Consider the following 19,374-nt stretch of genomic DNA (forward strand, 5'->3'; position numbering starts at 1 on the left):
ATAATGCTCCCTACAGAACCGCCAGCCGGCTGTTGCGCAGATCGGTAACCAGCATGCAGCCGGGGCTGTGAGTGATCGCAAAGGGCGGTCGTGCGCGCTCCAGGGCCACCTGTGGCGTCACGCCGCAGGCCCAGAACAGCGGCAGTTCGTCATCGTCGACGCGCACCGCGTCGCCGTAGTCCGGCCGCGACAGGTCCTCGATACCGATCAGCGCGGGGTCGCCCAGGTGGACGGGCGCGCCGTGCACCGAGGGAAAGCGGGTGCAGATCTGCACCGCGCGGATGGCGTCGGCGGCCCGGAACGGACGCATGCTGACTACCATGTCGCCGCCGAAGGCGCCGGCCGGGTGGCAGGGGATGGTGGTGCGGTACATCGGTACATTGACTCCCTGGCTGACATTGCGCACTTCCAATCCGTCGGCCAACAGCGCTTCCTCGAAGGAAAACGAGCAGCCCAGTGCGAAGGTCACCAGATCGTCGCGCCAAAGCGAGGTAATGTCACTGACTTCCTCGGTCAGTTCCCCGTCGCGGAAAACACGATAGCTTGGCACGTCGCTGCGGATGTCGATATCCCCCAAAGGTGGTAGCGCGACGTCCCCGGGGGCATTGGCCATGCCCACCAGGGGGCAGGGGCGGGGATTGAGCTGGCAAAAGCGCAGGAAATCGCCGGCCCAGTCCGCGGGCAGGATGGCGAGGTTGCACTGTACGTAGCCGGGGGCCAGCCCCGAGGTATTGCCGGTGTGCAGGCCCTCGCGAATTCGCTGGCGCAACTGGGCGGGAGAAACGGTGTCTTGCATGCTTTACCTCGTGCGATGCGCGTGAGCCCGACATTCTAGTCGATTGCCCCGTGCTTCGACAGCGCGAGACAGGGGACGTTCGGTGGGCGACGCGGGGCTATCGGTTTCGATAGACGGTCGCTGGCGGGCGTTGCCACACGCTCGGCTTGCGCACTATAGTGGCTGTCATAAATGCACCGTAAACGCACCATAACAAGGCCCGGCCAAAGAGAGGATCGACCATGCCCCATCCCAGTGTGACCGCCCAAACCTACCCTCATAAGCCCGCGATCATCATGGGCGAGTCCGGCGAGATGGTGACCTACGGCCAGCTCGACGAGCGCAGCAACCAGGGCGCGCAGCTGTTTCGAGCCCTCGGGGTCGCCGCCGGTGAGCACATCGCCCTGCTGATGGAAAACAACCGCCAATTCCTGGAAATCTGCTGGGCCGCGCAACGCGCGGGCATTATCTATACGCCGATCAGCACCCATTTGCGGCGGGACGAGGCGGCCTACATCCTGGAAAACTGCGGCGCCCGGGTCTTTATTGGCTCGTGGCGGCTGCACGATGTGGCGCAACAACTGCGCGAGCGCGGCGGCGACCTCGCCGGCTGGTTCATGGTGGGCGGCGTCAGCGAGGGCTTCGAGTCCTGGGAAGAGGCCATTGACGCCCAGCCCGTCGAGCCGATTGCCGACCAGGGCAATGGCGTGGCCATGCTGTATTCCTCGGGCACCACGGGAAAGCCCAAGGGCGTTTTCGTGCCGCCCCACAGCGACGACGTACTGGCGGATATGCCCCTGGCCCAGAGCCTGGGACAGGCCTTCGGCTTCAGCGAGGAAACCGTCTACCTGTCGCCGGCGCCCCTCTACCACGCCGCGCCCCTGCACTACAACATGATGACCATTTTCCAGGGTGGCACCACGGTGGTGATGGAAAAGTTCGAGCCCGAGCGGGCGCTGGCGCTGATCGAGGAGCACCGGGCCACCCACAGCCAGTGGGTGCCGATCATGTTCATTCGCATGCTGAAGCTCCCCGAGGAGGTGCGCGCGCGCTACGACGTCAGCAGCATGCAGTTTGCCATTCACGCCGCCGCGCCCTGTCCCGTCGAGGTCAAGGAGAAGATGATCGAGTGGTGGGGCGAGGTAATCGTCGAGTACTACGCCGCCAGCGAGGGCATTGGTATCACCATCATCGACTCGGCGAACTGGCTGACCCACAAGGGGTCCGTGGGCCCCGCCCTGGTGGGGGAGGTTCACATCCTCGACGACGAGGGCAACGAATTGCCGCCGGGGGAGATCGGCACCGTGTATTTTTCCGGCGAGCAGGCCAAATTCGAGTACCACGGCGAGCCGGAGAAAACCGCCGGCGCCTACAACGACCGCGGTTGGGCCACCACCGGCGACGTGGGCTACCTGGACCGCGACGGTTACCTCTACCTCACCGACCGCAAGAATTTCATGATCATTTCCGGCGGCGTCAATATCTACCCGCAGGAGGTCGAGAACCTGCTGATTACCCACGACAAGGTGGCGGACGTGGCGGTGTTCGGGGTGCCCAACGAGGAGTTTGGCGAGGAAGTGAAGGCCGTGGTGCAGCCGATGAACTGGGTCGACGCCACCGACGAGGTGGCCATCGAGCTGCTGGAGTGGCTGCGCGAGCGCATTTCCCATATCAAGGTGCCGCGCTCGCTGGATTTTCACCGCGAGCTGCCGAGAATGGATAACGGCAAGATGTACAAAAAGCGCCTGGTGGAGCAGTACCGCGACGCCTCTTCCGCCGAAGAGCAGGAGAAGGGCGGGAAGCGCGACTAGCCGCCCCCGCGCCCTTGGGTCTCGTTGACTTTTCGGTCGCGGTGTGCTCGGCGGTCTCGAGCCGAGGGTGCGTCCCCGGCCATATTTGCTTTATGCTGTAAACACGTCCCAGACACAGAGGTTTACCTGTGAAGAATACCCGCAAGCTCCGCAAGCTGGAGAAGCAGATGGACTGCGCCACCTCCTTCGACGAGTGGCGCGACGCCGCCATCGCGCACGACGAACTCTCCGGCACCAAGCGCTGGCGGGAGGTGGACCAGACCAGCCAGTACGACTACGCGCAAATTCGCATGCGCCTCGACCGCCTGCGCAGCCTGCGCGCGCGGCACGACCACCAGGGCCTGCTGTTCGCCCTGAATGAGGGCATCCACGGCAATATGGGGGGCATGGGGCGCAGCACCCTGTATCGCCGGGCCAAGTTCGGCACCAAGCACCTGATCGAGCAGTATATCGACGAGGTCAATGACGCCCTGCGCTTCCTGGCGGAGCTGAAGTCCGACGAGATCAGCACCCAGGACAAGCTGGATTTCTTCTACCGCTCCAATATCTGCTTCGGACGCTCCGCGCTGATGCTCAGCGGCGGCGGCGTGCTCGGTTTCTACCACATGGGCGTGGTGCGGGTGCTGTTGCAGCAGGGCCTGCTGCCGCGGGTGATTTCCGGTTCCAGCGCCGGCTCGCTGGTGGCCGGGGTGGTCGGTACCCACACCGACGCCGAGCTGGAACAGGTGTTCGACAGCACCAGCCTGCACTTCGAGGCGGAGCGCGAGGCGAGTGTGTTCTCGCGCATGTTCTTCGGCAGCAACCCGCAGATCGACGTGCGCGACCTCGAAACCATTATCGAGCGCCAGGTCCCGGACCTCACCTTCCAGGAAGCTTATGAGAAGACCGGCCGCCAGATCAGCATCACCGTGGCGCCGGCGGAGCAGCACCAGCGCTCGCGGCTGCTCAACGCGATCACCTCGCCCAACGTTTACGTGCGCTCGGCGGTGATGGCCTCCTGCGCGGTGCCGGGAGTGTTCCCGCCGGTGATGCTGATGGCCAAGAACGTGCACGGCGAGGCCCAGCCCTACCTGCCCACCCGCAAGTGGGTGGACGGCTCCATCGCCGACGACCTGCCGGCCAAGCGCCTGTCGCGGCTCTACAGCACCAACCACTACATCGTGAGCATGGTCAATCCCATCGCCACGCCCTTCCTCAATCGCGATGGCCGGCGCGGCAAGCTGGCCTCGGCCCTGGGATCGCTGGGGATCGGCGTCGGCCGGGAGCTGCTGAATTTCTACCGCGGCATCGCGCAGAAACAGGGGGACAACTGGCCGCGTTTCAACCTGCTGCTGAACGGTATTCACAGCCTGATGGACCAGGAGTACAGCGGCGATATCAATATCATTCCCAGCTTCCGCTGGTACAACCCCGCGAAAATTCTCTCCCACCTCTCCGAGAAGGAACTGCTGGCACTGGTCGAGGGGGGCGAGCACAGCACCTACCCCCACGTGGAAACCATCCGCGTGTGCACCAAGATCAGCCGCACCATGGAGGAGATCCTGCACCGCTTCGAGTACGGCGACCTGCGGCCCACCGAGGCGGAATACCGCCGGCCGCGCAGCTCTCGCCGGCGGCCCCAGCCGACCCGCGCCGACCGCGAGGCCCAGCGCGAGCGCAGCGCCGAAGTGCCGCGGCGCAAGAGCACGCGCAAGAAATCGCCCGCCACCCGCGGGAAAAGCGCCGCGGCTGGCAAGAGCGCCGCGGCGGGTAAAAAAGCCGACAAGAGCAGCAGGGAAGCGGCTTGAGGGGCTAATCCCGGTCGAATGAATTCGACCCTACAAGGTGGTTCCGCCCCCTTGTAGGGCGGAATTCATTCCGCCGCTTTTCAGAGGCGCGCGACGCGCTGGTCGAATGAATTCGACCCTACAGGGTGGTTTCGCCCCCTTGTAGGGCGGAATTCATTCCGCCGCTTTTCAGAGGCGCGCGACGCGCTGGTCGAATGAATTCGACCCTACAGGGTGGTTTCGTCCCCTTGTAGGGCGGAATTCATTCCGCCGCTTTTCGGAGGCGCGCGACGCGCTGGTCGAATGAATTCGACCCTACAGGGTGGTTCCGCCCCCTTGTAGGGCGGAATTCATTCCGCCGCTTTTCAGAGGCGCGCGACGCGCGCTGGTCGAATGAATGACCCGAAAAGAGGGGCAGGCTCTCGACCCTGCAGGGTGCTTAGTCGATCAATTCCACCGCCATTGCCGACAGCGGGTGTACCAGGTTGCCGCGGCTGTCGGCCTCGGCGCTGGACGCGGTGCCGATCTCGGCGCGCTTGCGGATGCCCTGCACGATCGCCGCCAGGCGGAACAGGGAGAACGCCAGGTAGAAATTCCAGTTATCGATGCCGCTGCGGCCGGTGCGCTCGCAGTAGCGCGCGATGTACTCCTCGTCGGTGGGGATACCCATTGCCTTGCGGTCGACGCCGGCCAGGCCCTTCATGCTGCTGTCGCGCGGCAGCATCCAGGCCATGCACTGGTTGGCGAGGTCGGCCAGGGGGTGGCCCAGGGTCGACAGTTCCCAGTCCAGCAGGGCGATAACCTCCGGCTTGTCCGGGTGGAACATCATATTGTCGAGACGGTAGTCGCCGTGTACCAGGCTCACCGTGCCGTCGTCCGCGGGCATGTTCGCGGGCAGCCAGTCGATCAGGGTCTCCATGGCTTCGATGCGCTCCATCTCCGAGGCCCGGTACTGCTTGGTCCAGCGACCCACCTGGCGCTCGAAATAGTTGCCCGGCTTGCCGTAGTCGGACAGTCCCACCGCGTCCACGTCGACATTGTGCAGGGCCGCCATGGTGCGGTTCATGGCGTCGTAATAGGCGGCGCGTTCGTCGTTGTCACGGGCCTCGGGGAGCAGGGGGTCCCAGAGAATACGGCCGTCCATGTACTCCATGACATAGAACATCGAACCGATGACGCTCTCGTCCTCGCACAGGGCGTAGGTGCGCGGGACCGGCACGTCGGTGCCGCCCAGGGCGGTGATTACCCGGTACTCGCGATCCACCGCGTGGGCCGAGGGCAGCAGCTCGCCCGGTGGCTTGCGCCGCAGGACATAGGAGGTGCCGCCGGCGGTGAGCTTGAAGGTGGGGTTGGACTGCCCGCCGGCGAATTTCTCCGCGGTCAGCTCGCCGGAAAAACCGGGGACGTGCTCGCGCAGGTAGTCCGCAAGGCGCGAGATATCGAGTTGTTGTGTGCTCATGCTGCTTCCTGGGGGTATGGGTGGAGATTATGACTCGGAACGCGGCGGTCAGTCTGTGGGCAGCCACGGGGGTGAACAATGACAAGGCCCGACAAAAAAATTGACCGTAAACGACAGACGATTGTGCGTTATTGAGCACGCCCAACTCAAGGGTTATGCTGCCAGTCCACGCAGACTAATCAGTATAAACGGGGTGAATAGTGTATCCGGAACTCAAGGCAGCCTGGGCGGAATTGACCGCGCCCGGACAGATGTTCGAACTGGAAACGGTCACCGTTGGCGGCGCGCCCACGCGCAGTTATAAACACGCGCCGCCGTCGCTGCGGGAAGTGTGGCTGTCCTGCGCGGCCCACGGCGACGCGGATTACCTGGTGTTCCGCGACGAGCGCTGCAGCTACGCGCAGGCCCAGGAGTACGTGGCCTCCATTGCCGCCTGGCTGCGCGAGCGCGGGGTGGCGCCCGGCGACCGGGTGGCCATCGCCATGCGCAATTACCCGGAGTGGATGCTCGGCTACTGGGCCGTGACCGCGATGGGCGCCGTGGTGGTGGGCATGAACGCCTGGTGGGTGGCGGGCGAGATGCGCTACGCCCTGGACGACGCTGCGCCGAAGGTGCTGATCTGCGACCGCGAACGCCTGCAGCGCTTTGCCGAAATCCGCGAGCACTACCCGGAGCTGGCGGTGGCGGCGGTGCGCATGGAGGATCCGGTCCCCGATTGGGCCACCGAGTGGATGGATGTGGTCAACACCGCGCCGGCGCTGCCGGAGGTGACCATCGCGCCGGACGACGACGCCTGTATTTTCTATACCTCCGGTACCACCGGCCAGCCCAAGGGCGCGCGCCTGACCCACCGCGGTTGCGTGAACAACATCCTCAATCTGGCCTTTGTCAACGCCGTGCAGCCGCTGGCCCTGGCCAAGGCGGGCCTGCCTGGCGGGGAGGCCGCCGGGCAGGCGCCGGAGCCGCCGGTGTCGCTGCTGGCCACGCCGCTGTTCCACGTCACCGGCAACAACTGCGTGGCCCAGGCCACCACGTTGGCGGGGGGCAAGCTGGTGCACATGTACAAGTGGGACCCGTCCGAGGCCCTGGCCCTGATCGAGCGGGAGCGGGTCACGGTGTTCAACGCGGTGCCGATGATGGCCCGGGAGATCCTCGGCCACCCGGATTTCGCCCGCCGCGACACCGCGTCATTGAAAACCCTCGGTGGTGGTGGCGCCGCGCTGCAGCCCGATCTGGTGGCGAAGATCGACGCCAGCGGCGGCGCGCGGCCCAATACCGGCTACGGCATGACCGAGACCTGCGGCATCATCGCCGCCATCTCCTCGGCCTTCTTCGTCGGCAAGCCGGCCAGCGTGGGCCCGGCCATGCCCACCTTTGAAGCCAAGTGTGTCGACCCGGAAGGGCGCGGTCTGCCGGCGGGGGACGTCGGCGAGCTGTGGGTGCGCGGCGCGCCGGTGATCAAGGGCTACCTGAACCGCCCCGAGGCCACCGCCGAAGCCATCACCGACGGCTGGCTGCACACCGGCGATATCGCCTGGATCGACGACGACGGTTTTATCTACCTGGTGGACCGCGCCAAGGACATGGTGCTGCGCGGCGGCGAGAACGTGTACTGCGCGGAGGTGGAAAACGCCCTGTTCGCCCAGGACGGGGTGGCGGAGTGCGTGGTGTTCGCGGTGGCCGACGAGCGCCTGGGAGAGGAGGTGGGCGCGGCGGTCTACCTGCGCCCCGGGGCGGACTGCGACGCCACAACATTGCGCGCGCACTGCGCCGGGGTGCTTTCCCCCTACAAGGTGCCGCGCTACATCTGGCTGCTCGACGAGCCGATTCCGCGCAACGCCAACGGCAAGTTCCTCAAGCGCGAACTGCGTGAGTCCCTGCCGCTGGACGGGGCTGGATAGCCGGCGAAGGTCCGGCGAAGGGCCTGCGAGGGCCGCCTAGCTTTCGACGAAGGCCCGCTCGATCACGTAGTGGGCCTGCTTGCCGTGGCGCGACTCGCGGAAGCCGCGGCTGTCCAGCAGCGCGCAGATATCCTTGAGCATGCTCGGGCTGCCGCAGATCATGAAGCGGTCGACCTCCGGGTCGATCGCGTCCAGGCCCACGTCGTGGGGCAGTTTGCCGCTCTCCAGCAGGTCGGTGAGGCGGCCGGTGTTGCGGAACTCCTCCCGGGTCACCGTGGGGTAGTACACCAGCTTGCTGCGCACGTCCTCGCCCAGGTACTCGTGCTCGGGCAGGTGCTCGGTGATCGCCTCCTGGTAGGCCAGCTCCTCGACGTAGCGGCAGCCGTGGGTGAGTACCACGCGGTCGAAGTGCTCGTAGATCTCCGGGTCCTTGATGATGCTGAGGAAGGGCGCCAGGCCGGTGCCGGTGGCGATCAGGTAGAGGTTGCGGCCGGGCAGCAGGTTGTCCAGCACCAGGGTGCCGGTGGCCTTGCTGTTGACCAGCAGTTCGTCGCCCACCTGGATATTCTGCAGCTTGGAAGTCAGCGGGCCGTCGGGGACCTTGATGCTGAAGAACTCCAGCTGGTCCTCGTAGTTGGCGCTGGCCATGCTGTAGGCGCGCAGCAGGGGCTTGCCCTCGTGCTCCAGGCCGATCATGGTGAAATAGCCGTTCTTGAAGCGGAAGCCCGCGTCGCGGGTGGTTTTGAAGCTGAACAGGCGGTCGGTCCAGTGGTGGACTTCGGTGACTTGTTCGCGCAGTAGTGTCGCCATGGCATGGGGTTCCGGTATGGATTCAATGCCGCCAGTGTAAACCCGCAATCTATATTGGCAAATCGGGAATGTCGGATATACCATATCTGTAAATCCGATATACGGTTCGATGAAAGAAGGTGGCGGCGATGCGCTACAGCCTGCGCCAGCTGGAGGTCTTCCTGGCCACCGCGCGGCACGAGAACATCAGCCGCGCGGCCCGCGACCTGGCCATGTCCCAGTCCGCCGCCAGCGGCGCCCTGAAAGACCTGGAGAGCCAGTTCGAGGTGCGGTTGTTCGACCGCCGCGGCAAGCGCCTGCGGCTGTCGGAACTGGGCGCCCAGTTGCGGCCCCGGGCGGAAAACCTGTTGGCCCGGGCCTGGGAGCTGGAGCAGGCCCTGTCCGGGCGGGAAGTGGCGGGCCGCCTGCGGGTGGGAGCCACCCTGACCATCGGCAACTACCTGGCGGTGCCGATGATCGCCGATTTTCGCCGCCATTTTCCCGACGCCGACGTGGCCCTCACGGTCGCCAATACCGAGGCCATCGCCGAGGGGGTGGCGGGCTTCGAGCTCGACATGGGCCTGGTGGAGGGCGAACTCAATCACCCGGACCTGGAGACCCGGCACTGGCGCGCCGACGAGCTGCAGGTGTTCGCCGCCCCCGGCCATCCCCTGGCGGGCCGCGAGGCGCTCACCGACGCGGACCTGGTCGGCCTGCCGTGGATCGTGCGCGAGTCCGGCTCCGGCACCCGGCAGACTTTCGATCGCGCCATGAGCGGGATCCTCACCGACCTCGATATCGCCCTGGAACTGCAGCACACCGAGGCGATCAAGCGCGCGGTGGAGGCGGGGCTGGGGGTGGGCTGCCTGTCGCGCATCAGCCTGGTGGAGGCCTTCGCCCGGGGCTCGCTGGTGCCGTTGGCGGTGCCGGGCCGGGATTTCCGCCGCCAGCTGAACCTCATCCTGCACCGCGACAAGTTCCACAGCAGCGCCTTGGTGGAGTGGTTGCAGCTGTGTGAGCAGAGCTGGTCCGATATACTGCCCGGCGTGGTCAATGCGTCCCGGAGTCATCAGTGATACAGCCCATCAACGCCGGCCAGCGGGCGGAGGTGGTGGCGGCAACCCACCGCTACATCGCCCTTGCGGAGAGCGGCCTGGGGCGGCGCTTCGCGCGGATTCCGGTGCTCTTCGACCTCAGCGGCCGCAGCGCCGGCATGTTCCGCGCCGACGGCCGCAACAGCTGGATTCGCTACAACCCCTGGATCTTCGCCAAGTACTACCGCGAAAACCTCGAGGGCACCGTGCCCCACGAGGTCGCCCACTACATCGTGCACGCGCTCTACGGCGCGCGGCGGGTCAAGCCCCACGGCAGCCAGTGGCGCCTGGTGATGCAGCTGTTCGAGGCCGACCCGGAGGTCACCTTCGACCGCGACCTGTCGGGGGTTCCCCAGCGCCGCCAGCGCACTCACCCCTACCAGTGCCCCTGCCGCGAGCACAGCCTGTCCACCACCCGCCACAACCGGGTGCAGCGCGGGCAGGGGCGCTACCACTGCCGCTACTGCCGCGGCGAACTGGTGTACCGGGACGCGTAATACGCCCGAAAATCAGGTATCCACCGAGAGCTCGACACCGCTGAAGGTATTGGCCGGATCCGCCGGGTCGGTGTTGGCGACTACCGCGCGGTCGGCGGCGAGCCCCCCCTCGTTGACCAGGAAGCGCTTGCTGTCGGCGGCGCGCTCCCCGGCCAGTTCCCGCAGGGCCCCGGCGGGCACCGGCAGTTGCTCCTGCACCTTGCGCGCCTGGATTCGCGGGGAGGGCGGCGGCGCCTCGGGGTCGGCCTCGGGGTCAGAGTCGCCGCGCGCCGATTCCGGCAGCGCCTGGTAGCGCGCGGCGATCGCCTGCGCCCAGCGCTCGCCGCGGCCGTCGATGTCCTCTTCGCTCAGGCCCTCGGCCAGCAGTTGTTCGCGCAGTTGGCGCTGCTGCAGCTTGGCCCGGTCGGTGTCGGGATTGATGCGGCCGGTGATGACCAGTTTGATCTTGGGACGCTCCGCGAGCGCGGCGGCGAGGTCGCGCAGCTTGGCCTGGGCGGTGTCGTCCACCGTGGTGGCGCCGGCGGGATAGTTCACCCGCTGCAGGTCGTCGTCGGAGCCCACCAGATTGGCCAGCAGGGCGAAGGGCGCGGTGACCGCCTTGGTGATCAGGTTGCCGAAGGCGCCCCAGATCACGCTCGCCAGGCTGAACTGGGGGTTGTCCACGTCGCCGCTCACCGGCACCGCGATATCGATCACCCCGCTGGCGTCGGTGAGCAGGGCGATGCCCAGTTGCAGGGGGATGTCGAGGGCCTTGTCGCTGTCGACCTTGTCGCCCAGCTTGAGCTGGTCGATCACCACCTTGTTGTCGCCCTCCAGGTGGTTTTGCGCCAGGCTGTAGCGCACGTCCAGGTTGAGGGTACCGCGGTCGATGGCGTAGCCCGCGTAGGTTCCGGAGTAGGGGGTCAGGCGCGCCAGGTCCACGCCCTGGAAGGTGAGCCCCAAATCCAGCGCCGGCTGTTCGCGGAAGGGCGCCGCGCTGCCGGCCAGGACCACCGGGGCGTAGCCGTCCACCGAGCCCTTGATGTCCACCGACAGCGATTGCGCGGGGTCTGAGTCGAGGCCGAGGATCTCGCCGTTGACGTCGCCGATCACGGTGCGGAAGTGGATGGGCAGGGACTCGTCCATGAAATCCACTTCGCTGTCGCTGATGTGGATGGCGGGGGCGCCGAAACGCCAGGGCGGCGCGGGCTCCGCCGCCTCGACGGCCTCGCCGCTGGCCCGGGCTTCCGCCGCCTGCGCCGCGGCTTCCTCCGCCAGCAGGTTCTGGATATTGAGGCTGCCATCCTCGTGGATGTGCACCCGCCCGGAGTAGCCGTCCAGGTGCAGCTGGGCCAGCCGCACCTCCCGGCCCGGGAGGTCCACCGACAGCCCGTCCCACTCCAGGGCATTCCAGCTGGTCAGGGATTCATCGGCGCCGAACATGTGCACCGAGAAGGCCTCCACCGCGCCCGCCAGTCGCAGCTGCTGCGGCGCGAAGTTCTCCAGCGCCAGTTCGCCCGTGGTCCGGGCGTGGCCACTTTCGATAGTGGCGTTGAGCGCGTCGGGCAGGTTGGGGCCAAACCAGGGGATGGGCAACTGCTCCAGGGCGAAGGTGAGGGCGCCGGCGCCGCTGCCCAGGTGCAGCCCGCCGGCGACCTCGACCCGCGCCTCGCCGTTGACCACCAGGTCCACCCCGATGTCGACCGGCGCCTCGGCGGGCCAGCGAATGCCCTCGACGGCGATATTGAGCGGGCTGACTTGCAGCGCCGGCGGGTCGGTGAAGGGGCTGCGCCAGTTGATCGCGGCGCCGTTGATTCGGGCGGCGCCCAGCTCGACCACCCAGGGGCTCGGCTCCTGCGGCTCGGGTTCCCCGGCCGCCGGGAAGCGGGTCTGGAACATCTCCGCCAGGCTCACGCGCTCGCCCTCCAGCCAGCCGGCGATTTCGAGGCCGTCGGCGTTGATATCGCGCACCGTGACGCGCTGGCTGGCGCCGTCGACGGCGATGGCGCTGGCCTTGATCACGCCCAGTTCAATGCCGGTATCGGGCAGGGCTTCGGGATCGGCGGGCTTCAGCGACAGGCGGGAGATATCGACCTCGCCGCCGTCGACGGTGAAGCGCAGCTCCGGCGACCAGCGCAGTTCATAGTTGGCCGCCGCGTGCAGGCGGCCGTCGGCCAGTTCGAAGTCCACCTGGTCTTTGACAAAGCGCCAGAAGGGCCGCAACCCGATCGCGCTGAGTTCGATCCGACCCTTGCTGTAACTGTCGGGAATCGACAGCTCGCCGTCCCACTCCAGGTTGCCGCCGCTCTCGTCGAAGACCCGCAGGTGGTAGGGGTGGCCCGCCTCCGCCACGGTCGAGAGGTCGCTCATGCGGATTTGCAGGTCATCCCAATGGGTGGTGTAGGGCTCCGGCCGCATCGCGTCGGTGACCTGGATGCGGCGGGCGGAGAGGACGATGTCGTCAACCGTAATGCCGGGCAGCTCGCCGCCGCCGGACGGCGGTTCCGGCTCCGGCGCCGGCGCGGCGCCGCCGGGGGGGCGCAGCAGGTCGTCGATGTTCAGCGCGCCGTCGCCGAGCCGCCGCAGGTGAATGTCGATGCCCTCGATCGCCAGGTTGTCGAACACCCAGCCGGGGCGCCACAGGCTGGCGGTGGAGAGATCGACCTCGGCGCGGTCCAGGCTGGCGAAGGCGCTACCGTCGACCTCGCTCAAGCGGGCGTCCCGCACCTCCAGGGCCAGGGTGAAGGGATTGTAGATCACCAGTTCCGTGCTCAGCTCGCGCTGGTAGGTGTCGCGCACGAACCATGGCGGCAGGAAGTTCAGCAGGGGAATGATCACCAGCACGCACAGGGCGATGTAGGCCAGGTAGATGCCGGCCAGCACGCGAAACACCGTTTTCACAAACAACCTCAAGGTACACAAAATCCACAACTACACTATAGACAAACCGCCGACATTGCAGCCAAAACAAGCGCGGCGGGTTTTACAGGCCCTTGCGGTAGCTGTAGGGGGTGACGCCGGTCCAGCCCTTGAAGGCGCGGATAAAGGCGCTGGATTCCGAGAACCCGGAACGGTGGGCGATCTCCTCGATGCTGAGCCCCTGCTTGCCCAGCAGGTGGAGCGCGGTGTCGCGCCGCACCTGGTTCTTGATGTCCTTGAAGGTGGTGCCCTCCGCCGACAGCCGGCGGCGCAGGGTCTGGGGGTGCAGTTCCAGCCGGGCCGCCACCTCGGGCAGTTCCGGCATCGCCAGCATATTGCGGGCGATCTGCTGGCGCGCGCGGGCGGTCCAGCTGCTGCGCGCGTAGTTCTGGGTCAGCATGATCAGCACCGGGTGGCGCAGGAAGTGCCGCAGCGACTGCTCGTTCTGGTTGATGCGCCGCCCCGCAATCCCCTTGGGCAGTACCAGGGCGCTTTCGGCCTGCTCGAATTCCACGGGGTAGCCGTAAAACATGTGGCGGTAATCCGCGGCCTGGGCCGCCATTGGGTAGTTGAGTCGCACGACTTGAATCGGCAACTGCTCCTGCACCAGCCAGCAGGCGAAGCGGTGGCTGTTGAACAGCAGCAGCTCGGACAGGTAGGGCGCGGCCACCCGGGCCTGGCCCCGGTCATCCAGGCGCACGGTGAGGCTGTCCTCGTCCTCTTCCAGCGCCGGGCAAGGAGCGCTGTCAAAGAGTTGAAAAAACCGGCAGTAGCGGCTCAGTGCCTGGCCCAGGGTTTCGCTGCCGATCACCGCGTGGCACATCATCGCCCAGCTGCCGATGGGCAGGCGGCGGCTGGCGTAGCCCAGGGATTCGTCCTGCATGGCCAGCATGGTGCTCACCTGCAGGTCGGCGAAGCGCTCGATCGAGATGCGCGCGTTTTCCTCCTGCAGCAGGCGCGGGGAAATCCGGTTGCGCCGCAGCAGTTCGGCGGGCTCCAGGCCCATGCGCACGGTGTTTTGCAGCACCGCGCGCGCGAAATAGACCGAGATCGACAGGTCGCGCATGGGCTTCAGTTCCCGTCGCCGGTGACGGGTCCGGTGGAGCGAAAATGCTGCGGCCGGTTATCCACCGTGGCCACCCGGTTGCGGCCCTCGCGCTTGGCCTGGTACAGGGCGCGGTCGGCCTCCCGGGCCAGGCTGTCCAGGTCCACCTCGCCCTCTGCGGTGGTTACCCCCAGGCTCGCAGTGATCGCGATACGCTGGCCGTCCACCAGCAGGGCGTCGCCGCCGATGGCGCCGCGGATACGTTCCGCCAGGACGCGGGCCCCATCGCGGTCGGTGTTGGGCAGCACCAGCAGGAATTCCTCGCCGCCCACCCGGGCCACCACGTCGCTGGCCCGGCACAGGCGCTGCAGCACCTGGGCGACCTGCTGGATCAACTGGTCGCCGGTGTCGTGGCCAAAGCTGTCGTTAACCTGCTTGAAGTGATCGATATCGAGCTTGATGGCGGAGGTGTTCAGGTTGTGTCGCGACGCGCTGGCCAGGCTCACGTAGATGGCGTCTTCCAGGCCGCGCCGGTTGAGCAGGCGGGTGAGGGGGTCCTCCGTGGCCAGGTGGGTCAGGTGCCGCTGGTACTCCAGCAGCACGCTGGCGAGAAAGCCCACCACCACCAGGGCGTAGGCGGCGCTGTGCACGCCGATGGCGTCGGCCTGGGCGCGGGACAGGTCGCTCTCCCGTTGCCAGCCCAGCCAGGCCTCGAGGTGACCGGCCACCACCAGCAGTCCGGCCAGGGCGATGATCGCGTCGCCCACGTTGCGCTGGGTCCAGCCGCGGTAGCCGCTGACGGCGCCGGCCGCCGCCCACAGCCCGGCGGTGCCGCCGAGCTGGATGGCGAACATCTGCGACGGCGGGAAGTAAAACGCGCTCAGGCAGGCGGCGAGGCAGAGCGCGCCCAGCAGGTAGCGGCCGCGCGGGATGCCCGCCCGCTGGGCGCAGGCCAGGTACAGGAGGTAGCCGGTGGCCAGCGCGACAATGGCGGGCACGTCGAGCAGGGCGTCGCGCCCCGGTTGCAGGGTGAACAGGATCCATCCCATCAGCGCCGCCATGAAGTACACTGTGAACAGGCCCAGGCCGCGGGGGGGATTGGCCGAATCGCTGAGGAAATAGAGGATCAGCAGCTGCGCGCAGGTCAGCGCGAGTACCAGGCCGTAGTGAATGTAGGCGAGGTTTTCCGTGAATATCATCTCCATCCCTGTCGCCCCGAAACCCCAGTTTTTTGTTGTCAGTTTATGTCAATTTATGTGTCGGCACAGGTCATTGATGGGCCGGTGACCGCTTACCATACTGGCCTGCCTTCGACTTCCGCCCGGCCCCTCGCGGCGCCGGGGCGGTAGCGGATCACCAGCAACCCGGGAGACAGCACCGTGCTACAGCGCGAATTCACCGAAGAGCAGCAGATGTTCAGGGACGCCTACCGCAAGTTCCTGGCTGCGGAAATTGTGCCACATATGGAAGACTGGCGTGAGGCCGGTATCGTCGATCGCTCGGCTTTTCGCAAGGCCGGCGAGCAGGGCTTCCTCATGGTGTGGCCGGACGAGCAGTACGGCGGCATGGGCGACCCGGACTTCCGCTTCGAGCAGATTATCATCGAAGAGACCGCCTACGCCCGCGCCGGCGACTGGTACAACTCGCTGCACAGCCGTTTGGTGGGGCCCTACCTGACCCGCTTCGGCTCCCAGGAGCAGTGCCAGCGCTTGTTGCCCAAGTGCGTGAGCGGCGAGCACGTGCTGGCCATCGCCATGACCGAGCCGGACGCCGGCAGCGACCTGGCGGGCATGCGCAGCACCGCCGTGGAGCGCGACGACCACTGGCTGCTCAACGGCTCCAAGACCTATATCTCCAACGGCATCAACGCCGATGTGGTGATCGTGGCCGCCAAGACCGACCCCGACAACAACCCGCACCACATGACCCTGTTCATCGTCGAGCGCGGCATGGCCGGCTTCGAGCGCGGGCGCAACCTGAAGAAGATGGGGCTCAAGGCCCAGGACACCGCCGAGCTGTTCTTCAACGACGTGCAGGTGCCCAAGGCCAATGTGCTGGGCGAGCCCGGCAAGGGTTTTATCTACCTGATGCAGGGCCTGGCCGAGGAGCGCCTGATCGGTGCCGTCGGCTACCTGTCCGCGGCGCAGCTGTCGTGGGACCTCACCGCCGAATTCGTCAAGGAGCGCAAGGCCTTCGGCAAGCCCGTGGCGGCCTACCAGAACACCCAGTTCAAGCTGGCGGAGCTGCGCACCGAGCTGGACATCGCCCAGTGTTTTGTCGACCAGTGCGTGCGCGCCTTCAACGCGGGCGAACTGACCGCGGTGGACGCGGCCAAGGCGAAACTGGTGACCAGCGAGTTGCAGGTCAAGGTGGCCGACGCCGGGGTGCAGATGCACGGTGGCGCCGGTTACATGGACGAGTATGCCATCAGCCGGCAGTTTACCGACGCGCGCATATCGCCGATTTACGCCGGCACCTCCGAAGTGATGAAGATCATTATCAGCCGGGACTGCCTCGGCGGTGATTACAACCCCTTCAATACCCGCAATTTCTGATAAACAGCAACAGCAGGAGACAAACACATGGATCTCGCAGGAAAAATCGCCATTGTCACCGGCGGGGCCTCCGGCCTCGGTCGCGCCACCGTCGAGGCCTACGTGGCCAAGGGCATGAAAGTGGCCATCTTCGACCTCAACGAGGGCAACGCCAACGAAGTCATCAAGGCGCTGGGCGAGGACAAGGTCGCCTTCTGGAGCGTCAACGTGGCCGACGAGGAGTCGGTGAAGGCCGCGGTCGCCGGCGTGGTGGAAAAGTTCGGCGCGGTGCACGTGTGCAACAACTTCGCCGGTATCGGCAGCGCCTGCAAGACCCTGAGCAAGAAGGGCGTGTTCCCGCTGGACCAGTTCATGCCGGTGATCAACATCAACCTGGTGGGCACCTTCAATGTGTCGCGCTACGCCGCCGAGCAGATGGCCAACAACGAGCCGATCAACGACGACGGCGGCCGCGGGGTGATCATCAACACCGCGTCCATCGCGGCAATGGAGGGGCAGGTGGGCCAGCTGGCCTACAGCGCCTCCAAGGGCGGCGTGGTGGGCATGACCCTGCCCATGGCGCGGGACCTGGCCAGCTACGGCATCCGCGTCAACACCATCGTGCCGGGCCTGATCCACACCCCGCTGTTCGAGTCCATTCCCGATAACCTGTATAAATCCCTGGAAAACAGCGTGTGCTACCCGCAGCGCCTGGGTAAGGCCTCGGAGATCGGCCACCTGGCGGTGTTCATCGCCGAGAACGACTACGTCAACGGCGAATGCATCCGCCTGGACGGCGCCATTCGCATGCAGCCGCGTTAACGGCGTTTTTCAACACAGGGAGAGCAGTATGGGACCATTGAATGGCTTTACCGTTATCGAGCTGGCGGGCATCGGGCCAGGCCCGATGGGGGGCATGATGCTCGCCGACATGGGCGCGGAGGTGATCCGCATCGACCGCGCCGGCGGTGTCGACGCCCGGCTGATGGAGAAGGTCAGCGGCCGCGGCAAGAAGTCGGTGGTCCTCAACCTCAAGGAGGCCGAGGGGGTGGAAACCCTGCTGCGCATGGTGGAAAACGCCGATGTGCTGATCGACCCCTACCGTCCCGGGGTGTGCGAAAAGTTGGGCATTGGTCCCGAGACCTGCCTGGCGCGCAACCCCCGGCTGGTGTTTGCGCGGATGACCGGCTGGGGCCAGGAGGGGCCGCTGGCCAGCGCCGCCGGGCACGACATCAATTACATCTCCATTACCGGCGCGCTCTACGCCATGGGGCCGGCGGACCGCAAGCCGGTGATGCCCCTCAACCTGGTGGGCGACATGGGCGGTGGCGGCATGCTGCTGGTCAACGGCGTGCTGGCCGCGCTGCTGGAAACCGCCAGCTCCGGCAAGGGGCAGGTGATCGACGTGGCCATGGTGGACGGCGCCGCGCAGCTGATGTGGATGTTCCACGGTTTCGAGGCCATGGGCGCCTGGGACGCGAAGAAGCGCGGCGGCAACATACTCGATGGCGGCGCGCACTTCTACGACACCTATGAGTGCGCCGACGGCGAATTTATTTCCATCGGCTCCATCGAGCCCCAGTTCTACGCCCAGTTGCTGGCCCTGGCCGAGCTGCCAGCGGAGGACTTTGGCGAACAGAACAACCAGGCCCAGTGGCCGGAGCAAGGGGACAAGCTGGCGGCGGTCTTCCGGCAGAAGACCCAGGCCCAGTGGTGTGAGATCATGGAGGGCACCGATGTGTGCTTCGCGCCGGTGCTGTCCTTCATGGACGCCCCGCAACACCCGGCCAACGTGGCTCGCAACACCTACATCGAGGTGGACGGGGTGACCCAGCCGGCGCCCGCGCCGCGCTTTGCGCGCACACCCTCCGAGGTGCGCCACGGCGTGCACGGCAACGGCGAGGATACCGATGCCGTGCTGTCCGCCATGGGCTTCGGCGAGCAGGAAATACAACAGTTGAAGGCTTCCGGCGCCATCGCCTGAAGCACCGATATACCAGTACAGGAAACCGCAATGTCCGCATACGACACCGTAACCATCGAACGCCACGACAACGTCGCCCTGGTGGCCCTTAACCGCCCCGACAGCCTCAACGCCTTCAGCGCCGAGCTGCGTCGCGACCTGCGCGCCGCCGTGGATGAGGTCAATGGCGACGAGTCGCTGCGCGCGGTGGTGCTGACCGGCGCCGGCCGCGCGTTCAGCGCGGGCGCCGACCTGATGGAAGCCCAGGGCGACGATTTCGACGTGCGCCGCCAGCTGCTGGAAGAGTATAAACCCACGCTGATGGCGATCAACACCGCGCCCAAGCCCTGGATCAGCGCCATCAACGGCGCCGCGGCGGGCATCGGCAGCGCCTTTGCCATGGTCTGCGACCTCAGCGTGATGGCCGAGGACGCCTACCTCTACCAGGCCTTCACCGCCATCGGCCTGATCCCGGACGGCGGCGCCACCTGGCACCTGGCGCGCAGCATCGGCCGCAAGCGCGCCTACGAGCTGATTGTGGGCGGCGAGAAACTGCGCGCCGCGCGCTGCCTGGAGTTGGGCCTGTGCAACCGCGTGGTGCCCGCCGACGAACTGCAGGGCGCCGCGCTGGCCTGGGCCGCCGAGCTGGCGGAGAAAGCGCCGCTGTCGCTGCGCTACGCCAAGCAGGCGCTGAACGTGGCCATGGAGCAGGATGTGGCCGACACCATTTCCGCCGAGGCGGAGCTGCAGCACCTGTGCATCAACAGCGCCGACGCCACCGAGGGTGTCACCGCCTTTGTCGAGAAACGCGCCCCGAAATGGCAGGGCAAGTAACGGGGCGA

General features: G+C 66.6%; 15 protein-coding genes. 9 read left to right on the top strand and 6 right to left on the bottom strand.

Annotated elements, in window-relative coordinates; all coding sequences use genetic code 11:
- Positions 1-10: 10 nt before the first annotated feature.
- A complete protein-coding gene (locus JYP50_RS06665) occupies positions 11-796 on the bottom strand; it encodes a putative hydro-lyase (protein ID WP_206559702.1) in 786 nt (261 codons plus the stop codon).
- Between the two features lie 221 nt (positions 797-1,017).
- Here JYP50_RS06665 and JYP50_RS06670 point away from each other — a divergent pair, with 221 nt between their 5' ends.
- On the top strand, positions 1,018-2,586 hold the full coding sequence (locus tag JYP50_RS06670) for an acyl-CoA synthetase (protein ID WP_206559703.1): 1,569 nt from the start codon (positions 1,018-1,020) through the stop codon (positions 2,584-2,586).
- 128 nt (positions 2,587-2,714) lie between these two features.
- Entirely contained in the window at positions 2,715-4,373 is a 1,659-nt protein-coding gene (locus JYP50_RS06675; protein ID WP_206559704.1) for a DUF3336 domain-containing protein, read from the top strand.
- A gap of 418 nt (positions 4,374-4,791) precedes the next feature.
- Here JYP50_RS06675 and JYP50_RS06680 read toward each other — a convergent pair whose 3' ends face one another.
- A complete protein-coding gene (locus tag JYP50_RS06680) occupies positions 4,792-5,811 on the bottom strand; it encodes a phosphotransferase family protein (RefSeq protein WP_206559705.1) in 1,020 nt (339 codons plus the stop codon).
- Between the two features lie 200 nt (positions 5,812-6,011).
- On the opposite strand from JYP50_RS06680, the gene JYP50_RS06685 reads away from it, so the two are divergent.
- Positions 6,012-7,712 (top strand): AMP-binding protein, encoded by a 1,701-nt coding sequence (locus JYP50_RS06685; RefSeq protein WP_206559706.1) that lies wholly within the window; start codon positions 6,012-6,014, stop codon positions 7,710-7,712.
- Positions 7,713-7,748: 36 nt separating this feature from the next.
- On the opposite strand, the gene JYP50_RS06690 is transcribed toward JYP50_RS06685, so the two are convergent.
- The gene (locus JYP50_RS06690; protein ID WP_206559707.1) at positions 7,749-8,522 is read right to left on the bottom strand and encodes a ferredoxin--NADP reductase; all 774 of its coding nucleotides are present in this window, start codon (positions 8,520-8,522) and stop codon (positions 7,749-7,751) included.
- 128 nt (positions 8,523-8,650) lie between these two features.
- On the opposite strand from JYP50_RS06690, the gene JYP50_RS06695 reads away from it, so the two are divergent.
- Both JYP50_RS06695 and JYP50_RS06700 read left to right on the top strand, forming a co-directional pair.
- Complete coding sequence (locus JYP50_RS06695; protein ID WP_206559708.1) at positions 8,651-9,577, top strand: LysR substrate-binding domain-containing protein; 927 nt, start codon at positions 8,651-8,653, stop codon at positions 9,575-9,577.
- Entirely contained in the window at positions 9,574-10,092 is a 519-nt protein-coding gene (locus JYP50_RS06700; protein ID WP_206559709.1) for a SprT-like domain-containing protein, read from the top strand. The genes JYP50_RS06695 and JYP50_RS06700 overlap by 4 nt, the downstream gene beginning before the upstream one ends.
- A gap of 12 nt (positions 10,093-10,104) precedes the next feature.
- Here JYP50_RS06700 and JYP50_RS06705 read toward each other — a convergent pair whose 3' ends face one another.
- The 3 genes from JYP50_RS06705 to JYP50_RS06715 form a co-directional block, all read right to left on the bottom strand.
- The gene (locus JYP50_RS06705; protein WP_206559710.1) at positions 10,105-12,972 is read right to left on the bottom strand and encodes a DUF748 domain-containing protein; all 2,868 of its coding nucleotides are present in this window, start codon (positions 12,970-12,972) and stop codon (positions 10,105-10,107) included.
- A gap of 82 nt (positions 12,973-13,054) precedes the next feature.
- Complete coding sequence (locus JYP50_RS06710) at positions 13,055-14,056, bottom strand: AraC family transcriptional regulator (RefSeq protein ID WP_206559711.1); 1,002 nt, start codon at positions 14,054-14,056, stop codon at positions 13,055-13,057.
- 5 nt (positions 14,057-14,061) lie between these two features.
- Positions 14,062-15,234 carry a GGDEF domain-containing protein gene (locus JYP50_RS06715; RefSeq protein ID WP_206559712.1) on the bottom strand — a complete coding sequence of 391 codons (1,173 nt, stop codon included), beginning with the start codon at positions 15,232-15,234 and terminating at the stop codon, positions 14,062-14,064.
- A 180-nt stretch (positions 15,235-15,414) separates the two neighbouring features.
- Between JYP50_RS06715 and JYP50_RS06720 the strand changes: the two genes are divergently transcribed.
- Genes JYP50_RS06720 through JYP50_RS06735 form a run of 4 tightly spaced genes read left to right on the top strand, consistent with a single transcriptional unit; the run spans position 15,415 to position 19,366 of the window.
- Positions 15,415-16,590 (top strand): acyl-CoA dehydrogenase family protein, encoded by a 1,176-nt coding sequence (locus JYP50_RS06720; protein ID WP_206559713.1) that lies wholly within the window; start codon positions 15,415-15,417, stop codon positions 16,588-16,590.
- 27 nt (positions 16,591-16,617) lie between these two features.
- On the top strand, positions 16,618-17,391 hold the full coding sequence (locus tag JYP50_RS06725; RefSeq protein ID WP_206559714.1) for an SDR family NAD(P)-dependent oxidoreductase: 774 nt from the start codon (positions 16,618-16,620) through the stop codon (positions 17,389-17,391).
- Positions 17,392-17,419: 28 nt separating this feature from the next.
- Positions 17,420-18,553, top strand: coding sequence for a CaiB/BaiF CoA transferase family protein (locus tag JYP50_RS06730; protein WP_206559715.1), 1,134 nt, complete (start codon positions 17,420-17,422; stop codon positions 18,551-18,553).
- A 30-nt stretch (positions 18,554-18,583) separates the two neighbouring features.
- Positions 18,584-19,366, top strand: a complete 783-nt coding sequence (locus JYP50_RS06735; RefSeq protein WP_206559716.1) for an enoyl-CoA hydratase/isomerase family protein — start codon at positions 18,584-18,586, stop codon at positions 19,364-19,366.
- Positions 19,367-19,374 lie beyond the last annotated feature (8 nt).

The organism is Parahaliea mediterranea, from assembly GCF_017255185.1.
Taxonomy (GTDB): Bacteria; Pseudomonadota; Gammaproteobacteria; order Pseudomonadales; family Halieaceae; genus JAFKCZ01.

Excerpts from the sequence above, each read along its gene's own strand:
- JYP50_RS06665 (WP_206559702.1), bottom strand. The coding sequence starts at position 796 with ATGCAAGACACCGTTTCTCCCGCCCAGTTGCGCCAGCGAATTCGCGAG.
- JYP50_RS06670 (WP_206559703.1), top strand. The coding sequence starts at position 1,018 with ATGCCCCATCCCAGTGTGACCGCCCAAACCTACCCTCATAAGCCCGCG.
- JYP50_RS06680 (WP_206559705.1), bottom strand. The coding sequence starts at position 5,811 with ATGAGCACACAACAACTCGATATCTCGCGCCTTGCGGACTACCTGCGC.
- JYP50_RS06690 (WP_206559707.1), bottom strand. The coding sequence starts at position 8,522 with ATGGCGACACTACTGCGCGAACAAGTCACCGAAGTCCACCACTGGACC.
- JYP50_RS06695 (WP_206559708.1), top strand. The coding sequence starts at position 8,651 with ATGCGCTACAGCCTGCGCCAGCTGGAGGTCTTCCTGGCCACCGCGCGG.
- JYP50_RS06710 (WP_206559711.1), bottom strand. The coding sequence starts at position 14,056 with ATGCGCGACCTGTCGATCTCGGTCTATTTCGCGCGCGCGGTGCTGCAA.
- JYP50_RS06715 (WP_206559712.1), bottom strand. The coding sequence starts at position 15,234 with ATGATATTCACGGAAAACCTCGCCTACATTCACTACGGCCTGGTACTC.
- JYP50_RS06725 (WP_206559714.1), top strand. The coding sequence starts at position 16,618 with ATGGATCTCGCAGGAAAAATCGCCATTGTCACCGGCGGGGCCTCCGGC.
- JYP50_RS06730 (WP_206559715.1), top strand. The coding sequence starts at position 17,420 with ATGGGACCATTGAATGGCTTTACCGTTATCGAGCTGGCGGGCATCGGG.
- JYP50_RS06735 (WP_206559716.1), top strand. The coding sequence starts at position 18,584 with ATGTCCGCATACGACACCGTAACCATCGAACGCCACGACAACGTCGCC.